The following is a 6,954-nucleotide window of genomic DNA, read 5'->3' on the forward strand; positions in this document are numbered from 1 at the left end:
TTGTTTCATAGAGGTTTGGTTAAGATTGGATTAATAAAATTATGTTGAATTATTTGTAAATCGTAATTTTCTCGCCGTGGCGGGAGAACCGGGTGTTCGTCGAGAGGGTCAGCACCTCCAGAATATGGTCGATCGGCATGTTGAAATCGAGGGTTCCGGTGAACTGGATTCCTTTGAGCGCATCGCTGCGGAAGGTGATGCCCAGGCCGTAGAAATCTTCGATTACTGCCGTAATCTGCGAGAGGTCTACGTGCCGAAAGGTACGCAGCCGGGTGGAGAGTTCCGCTTCGATGTTGACCGTTTGCAGCGTCAGGTCGTTGTCTGCGGGATTGTAGGAGACTTTTTGTCCCGGATGCAGGGCCACGACATGCTCGGCGGCGCGGAAATCGACGGCTCCTTCGACCAGTACGGTTTCGATGTCGGAACTGTCGTTATAGGCTTTCAGGTTGAATTTGGTTCCGCGGACGACGACTTCGGCGTCGTGGACCGTCGTGACGGTGAACAGTGCGCCGTTGCGTTTGCTGACCTCGAAGAAGGCCTCGCCGGAGAGGTGTACCGTACGGTTTTTATCGCTGAATACGGCGGGATAGTTCAGTTCCGAACTGCGGGTGAGGCGTACGACGGAGCCGTCGGGCAGTGTTACGGTGCATTCGCTGTTTTCGGCATTGACCGTGCAGATGCGGTCGTCGGGTCTGTTCTGGTAGATGTACATGCCTGCGACGATTACGCCCGCAACCAATATGGCGGCATAGCGCATTGCGATCCGGCGCCATTGAGGTTTGTTTTTTTGCCGCCGCAGTTCGATGCGCCGCTGCAGCGACCTGAACGCCTGGTCGGTGTTGACCGATGCGGCCGCCCGGAGCCGGTCCCCGGTAAAAAGCACGAAATAGAGCGCCTCGAGCCGGCGGCGGTTCTCTTCGGAGGCGTCGTACCAGGTTTCGATCTCGCGGTTGGTCTGTTCGTCGAGTTTTCCTTCGAGGAACGTGGTTAGCAGGTTGTCGTCGATCTCTTTCATAAAAGGCGGTTTCTGTATGTAATACGATTAAGGGAGAATAGTTACTAAACGAAAACCCGAAATTTTTTCGGGCTTTCGTTTTTGTCTTGTTGTAATTGATTTCAGGAGAGGGTGTTTCAGTTGTTGCCGGGAATTTCGAAAAACAGGGCGATAAGCGGCAGGTAGTCCTTCAGGGCGACGCCGAGAACCTTGAGGGCCTGGCCGATGTGGTAATTGACGGTTTGGGGCGACACTTCCATCTCTGCGGCGATCTGCTGGTGGGTCATACCCTGGAAACGGCTCATCTCGAAGATGCGGCGCGTCTGCTCGGGCAGTTGCGCGAGCGCCTCGTGGTAGAGCCGTGCAAGTTCTGTCCCGAGGTAAAAATCCGGAGAGTCGAACTGGTCGGCGAAGGTTTTTTCCAATTGCAGGTGGATGCGCGAATGGACGTTTTGGCGGGTGACGCGGTCCAGCGCCTTGTTGCGGACAATCATGAACAGAAGCCCTTTCAGCGAAAGCTCTTCCATCAGTTTGTCCCGGTTTTCCCAGATGTACAGCATGGTGTCCTGTACGATATCTTCCGCCACGGGGAGGGAGACCCAGCGTGAGGCGAAGCTGCACAATCCTTTGTAATAGAATCGATAACAGGCTTCGAAACACTGCTTGTCCCCGGCGTTGAGCCGGCGGATGACCAGCCGGTTGTCGAGGATGTCGTATTTGGTGTTAAGGGACATAAACTGTCGTTTCGTGCTTAAATGAAAGTTTAAAAGTACAATTTTTTCCGGAAAACAGTCCGGATTTTCAAAAAAAGGCGGACCTTTGCGGTGAAATGAAACCGGCTTCCGGGACGTGAGGCTTCCCGGGCCGCGGTATTGCGTTACTTATATATGAATACAATCTGGATCGTATTGCCCATATTGATCGTGCTGATGTTTCAGCTCGGCATCGAACTCGACCGGCAGGCATTCGCCGGGGTGATCCGCCGTCCGGCGGCTGTCGTCGCAGGATTGCTGGGGCAACTGGTGTTGCTGCCGCTCATCGCTTTCGGCGTGGCTCTCGTGTTCCGTCTTCCGCCTGTCTGGTTCATGGGACTGCTGTTGATCGCCTGTTGCCCGGGCGGAAGTTCGTCGAACGTCTTTTCGATGCTGGCGAAGGGCGACGTGGCCCTTTCGGTGACGCTGACTGCGCTCAGCAGCCTTATTACACTGGTCTCGATTCCGCTGGTGATGGAATTTGTCGCGCGTTTCGTTGCGGTGCATACCGATGCGGTCATCTCCCTGCCGGTCGGCAAACTGTTGATGCAGAACATTGTTCTGTTGTTCCTGCCGATGTTGTGCGGGGCGTTTTTCAGGTATTGGCGGCCTCGGGCGGCACAGCGCGTGCATGCCCTGCTGGGGCGTGTGGCTTTTCCCGCTTTGATGCTGCTGGCCGCGGTGTTCTTCGTGCAGTATGCCTCGGCGATCGTGGCAAACTTCGGTGTGCTGGGCCTGGCCGCGGGAACGCTGATCCTGCTGGCAATGGGGGCCGGGTCGCTGCTGGCCCGGGTATTCCGGCTCCGGCGGGCGGTGCGCCGGACGATCGTCATCGAAGTCGGGATGCAGAACGCCGCGCAGGCGATCGCCATCGCGACCTCGCCTTTGATCTTCAACAACGGCGAAATGGCCATCCCGGCCATTGTCTATGCCCTTTTGATGAATGTGATCCTGCTCGCGTACTTGAAATTACTGCCGAAATATTCCGGCGAAGCGTCGTCGGGCGGTGCGTAACTGACTATCTTTGCCGTATGAAATTCCTGAAAGTTGCGATTTTGGTTTTTTGCCTGTTTGCGGCGTTTGCCGTGCAGGCGCAGGGCGGGAGTTATCCCGTCAGCGGGCGGGTGATCGACCGCCTGAGCCGCAAGCCCGTGGCTTATGCCGCCGTAGTGCTGGCCGGGCAGGAGCAGAAGGGCGCTTCGACAGACTCGCTGGGGCGGTTCCGCATCGAGCGCGTGAAACCGGGCATCTGGCGGTTGGCGGTCTCGTCGGTGGGCTACAAGAGCCTCACGACGCCTGAATACATGGTGTCGGCCGCCACGCCTTTCGTCGAGATCGAGATGGAGGAGGACGCCGCGCAGCTGGAAGCCGTGACGGTCTCGCCGTCGCCGTTCCGCGTTACGGCGGAGAGCCCCGTGGGGCTGAAGGTAATAGGCTTGCAGGAGATCGAGAAAAGTCCCGGCTCGAACCGCGACGTGTCGCGCATCGTGCGTTCCTATCCCGGTGTGGCCTTTTCACCTGTAGGCTACCGCAACGACCTGATCGTGCGAGGCGGAGGACCTTCGGAGAACAAGTTTTACATGGACGGGATCGAGATTCCGAACATCAACCACTTCGCTACGCAGGGCGCGACGGGCGGTCCGGTGAGCATCGTCAACGCCGACCTCGTGCGCGAAATCAGTTTCTATACGGGCGCTTTCCCGGCCGACCGGGCCGGAGCGCTGAGTTCGGTGCTGGACTTCCGCCTGCGCGACGGCAACGCCGAGAAGCAGACCTTCAAGGCCACGCTGGGCGCTTCGGAGGTGGGACTGAGCGGCAGCGGGCACATCGGCGATAAGACGACTTACCTGTTTTCGGTCCGCCAGTCCTATCTGCAACTGCTGTTCAAGATGCTGGGATTGCCGTTCCTGCCCAATTACATCGACGGGCAGGCAAAGGTCAGGACGCGCCTTTCGGAGCGCGACGAACTGACGGTGCTGGCGCTTGCAGGGTTCGACAACATGCGCCTCAACGTCGACGAGAAGGGCGAGGACGCCGAGTACCTGCTGAGCTACCTGCCCCGCATCCGACAGGAAACCTTTACGGTGGGGGCTTCGTGGCGCCATTATGCGGGCCGCCACGTACAGACCGTGACGCTGAGCCACAACTACCTGAACAACCGCAACCTGAAATACCTGCGCAACGACGACTCCTCGGAGGATAACCTGACCCTGCGTCTGCGCTCCGTGGAGCAGAAAACCACGCTCCGGGCCGAGAACCGGACCTACCTGGGCCGCTGGACCGTCCGCGAGGGTGTCGAGGTGAATTATTCGAACTACACGAACCGCACGTTGCAGCGGCTCTATACCGATAAAACGCAACTGTCGGATTACAATACCCGGCTGGGAATCGTCGGCTGGGGACTGTTCGCTGGGGCCGAATACGCCTCGGCCGACAAGCGGTTCACCGCCTCGGCGGGCCTCAGGGCCGACGGGTGCGACTATTCGTCGCGCATGGCGCGGGTGTGGCGCCAGCTTTCGCCCCGGGCTTCGGTCTCCTATGCCGTGAGTCCCGGCTGGTCGGTGAGCGGCAGTGCGGGACTTTACTACCAGTTGCCGCCCTACACGGCGCTGGGATTCAAAGAGAACGATGCTCTGGTCAACGAATCGCTCGACTACATGCGGGTCGGGGTTTTCAGCGCGGGCGTCGACTGGCGGCTGCGTGACCGGCTGATCGTTTCGGTCGAGGGATTTTACAAACGCTACGGCGATGTGCCCCTCTCCGTTACGGACGAAATTCCGCTCTCCTGCAAAGGCAACGACTACGGCGTGGTGGGCAACGAAGAGTTGGTCTCCTCGGCGCAGGGGCGCGCTTACGGTGTCGAGGCGATGGCCCGCTGGCAGATTCCGGGACGCGTGAGCGTCGTGGGGTCGGTGACCGTGTTCCGCTCGGAGTATCGCAACGACCGTTCGGCCCCGTGGATCGCTTCGGCGTGGGACAACCGTTTCGTGGTCAACGTCAGCGGAACCTACGATCTGCCGCGGCATTGGAGCTTCGGCGCGAAACTGAGCGCCGTGGGCGGTGCGCCCTATACGCCCTATGACGTGGAGAAATCGTCGCTCGTCGAGGCGTGGGATGCGCAGGGACGGCCCTATTACGACTATTCGAAATACAACGCCGGGCGGCTCGACGCCTTTGCCCAGTTGGACGTACGTATCGACAAAGTGTTTTATTTCCGCCGCTGCATGCTGGGTATCTACATCGACCTGCAGAACGTTGCGGGCGGCAAACTGCGTCAGCCCGACGTGCTGATGTCTACGGGTGAGGTCGAGAATCCATCGGCTCCCGCGTCGGAGCGGCGTTACCGCATGAAATACCTCGAACAGGTGAGCGGCACGCTCCTGCCGACGCTGGGCCTGACGGTCGAGTTTTAAGCTTTCGGAGCCGCTTTTGCGGCGCTTTTACGGGCGTTGCGCCTGTCCATCGCGAAACTGATGATGAAGGGGATCGAGAGGAAGACCACCGTGCCGGTCACGACCAGCCACGTATACATTGCCGGACTGCCTACGGGCAACTGCGAAGGCGGGAAGAAGGTGACGACGAACGAAAAGAGCACGGCGAGGAACCCCACGCCTCCGATCAGCCACATGCCCGTATTTCCGCCCGGCACGCGGTAGCTGCGGATGAGTTTGGGCTGTGTGTAGCGCAGGCGGATTCCCGCGGCGTACATCATCATATACATAATCAGGTAGAGTCCCACGGTCAGGGCGCTCAGCAGGAAGAATGCCACGCTGACATCGCTCATCACGATGTAGAGCGACGAAAGGAGCGTCACGATGCAGCCCTGGATGATCAGGATGTTGATCTGCACGCCGTTCTTGTTGGTCTTTTGCAGGAAGCAGGGGAGCGCTCCGTCCCTGGCTGTCCACAGCAGGCCGCGGCTGGGACCCGAAATCCACGACATCACGCCCGCCAGCGCGCCGAAGGCTACCAGCAGTCCCATGACGTTCGAGAGCCAGCCCACGTGGTAGCGGTCGAAGACGATCTGGAAGGTGGTGAAGAGTCCCGACTGGAGGTTGATCTGGTCGTAGGGGGTGATGATGGCCACGGCCAGCGCGCCCAGTGTGAACAGCCCGAACGAGATCAGCGCCGCGAGGAACATCGCCCGCGGGAACTGCGTCTGGGGCTTTTTCAGTTCCGGTGCGTGGACGGCGTGCACCTCCACGCCGGCGAACAGCAGCAGGATGCCCGCCAGGAAGGCGATGTCGCTCATGCCCGTGATGTGGGGGAAGAGGCGCGGATGGACGTGCTGTGCGGCGTCGACGTTGACGACCTGCGAGACGGTGGCCGGAATCTCCTTCAGGGCGATTTCGTTGCCGCCCGCCATCCAGATGACCGCCATCACGATCACGACGATGCCCGGGAGCACCGTGCCGATGAGGAATCCTTTCGACGTGATGCCCGAGATGGCCGACGTGCCGCGCAGCGTGACGAGCGTCGCGCACCAGTACATCGCGATCGAGAACAGTCCGACGTAGAGGCCGTTCTGCGCCAGCGCCGGGACGCCGATCATGTAGGCGATCGATGCGGCGGCGAATCCCAGTACGGTGGGATACCAGACGACGTTCTGAATCCATTGCAGGAAGATGGCCGAGAAACCCAGGTGGCGGTTGAAAGCCTCCTTGACCCAGGTGTAGACGCCGCCGCCGCGGTCGGCGAAGGCGCTGCCCAGTTCGGCGCCCACGAGTGCCGCGGGGATCAGGAAGAGAAACGTCGCGAAGAAGATGTAGAAGAACATCGTCAGCTCCTCCTGGGCCATCATCGGAAGGCCGCGCAGGCTGATGACGGCGGCAGCGGTCATCAGCGCCAACTGTGTCGTCGTGATATTTTTTTGTTTTGCCATGGTGGATAGGTTGGATTTTGCTGTTTTCTGTCATCGGTCGCCGCACAGTTTTCGTGCCGGAGCGCGTTATCGGACAGGAAAATCGGCCGACGGAGCGCCGCATGGGACCGATCGGAATACCCGGCGGCTTTTTTTGAACTCCGCGGCATTCGGAAACAGCGGGGCGGCACGCGCCCGGCCGGCCTTCGGGCCGGACCGCCTGCGGACACACAAAAACAGCAGGGAATCTCTCGATTGCCTGCTGCCTTCGGAGGTTGCCCTCCTAAAACTACTAACCCAAACTTAAATAAATGAAGAAACCTCACTGCGGTTGCTGTTCCGCAGTT

5 protein-coding genes are annotated in these 6,954 nt (G+C 59.6%); 2 read left to right on the top strand and 3 right to left on the bottom strand.

Going from position 1 to position 6,954, the window contains the following annotated elements; genetic code table 11:
- Window positions 1-49: 49 nt before the first annotated feature.
- Window positions 50-1,015 carry a FecR family protein gene (locus I2E69_RS09895; RefSeq protein WP_195461054.1) on the bottom strand — a complete coding sequence of 322 codons (966 nt, stop codon included), beginning with the start codon at window positions 1,013-1,015 and terminating at the stop codon, window positions 50-52.
- A gap of 116 nt (window positions 1,016-1,131) precedes the next feature.
- A complete protein-coding gene (locus tag I2E69_RS09900) occupies window positions 1,132-1,728 on the bottom strand; it encodes an RNA polymerase sigma-70 factor (protein WP_195461055.1) in 597 nt (198 codons plus the stop codon).
- Window positions 1,729-1,881: 153 nt separating this feature from the next.
- Here I2E69_RS09900 and I2E69_RS09905 point away from each other — a divergent pair, with 153 nt between their 5' ends.
- On the top strand, window positions 1,882-2,760 hold the full coding sequence (locus tag I2E69_RS09905; RefSeq protein ID WP_195461056.1) for a bile acid:sodium symporter family protein: 879 nt from the start codon (window positions 1,882-1,884) through the stop codon (window positions 2,758-2,760).
- 17 nt (window positions 2,761-2,777) lie between these two features.
- Complete coding sequence (locus tag I2E69_RS09910) at window positions 2,778-5,159, top strand: TonB-dependent receptor (protein ID WP_195461057.1); 2,382 nt, start codon at window positions 2,778-2,780, stop codon at window positions 5,157-5,159.
- On the opposite strand, the gene I2E69_RS09915 is transcribed toward I2E69_RS09910, so the two are convergent.
- Entirely contained in the window at window positions 5,156-6,628 is a 1,473-nt protein-coding gene (locus tag I2E69_RS09915; RefSeq protein WP_195461058.1) for an amino acid permease, read from the bottom strand. The genes I2E69_RS09910 and I2E69_RS09915 overlap by 4 nt on opposite strands.
- Window positions 6,629-6,954: the final 326 nt, after the last annotated feature.

The organism is Alistipes sp. D31t1_170403_E11, assembly GCF_015553985.1.
Lineage (GTDB): Bacteria > Bacteroidota > Bacteroidia > Bacteroidales > Rikenellaceae > Alistipes > Alistipes montrealensis.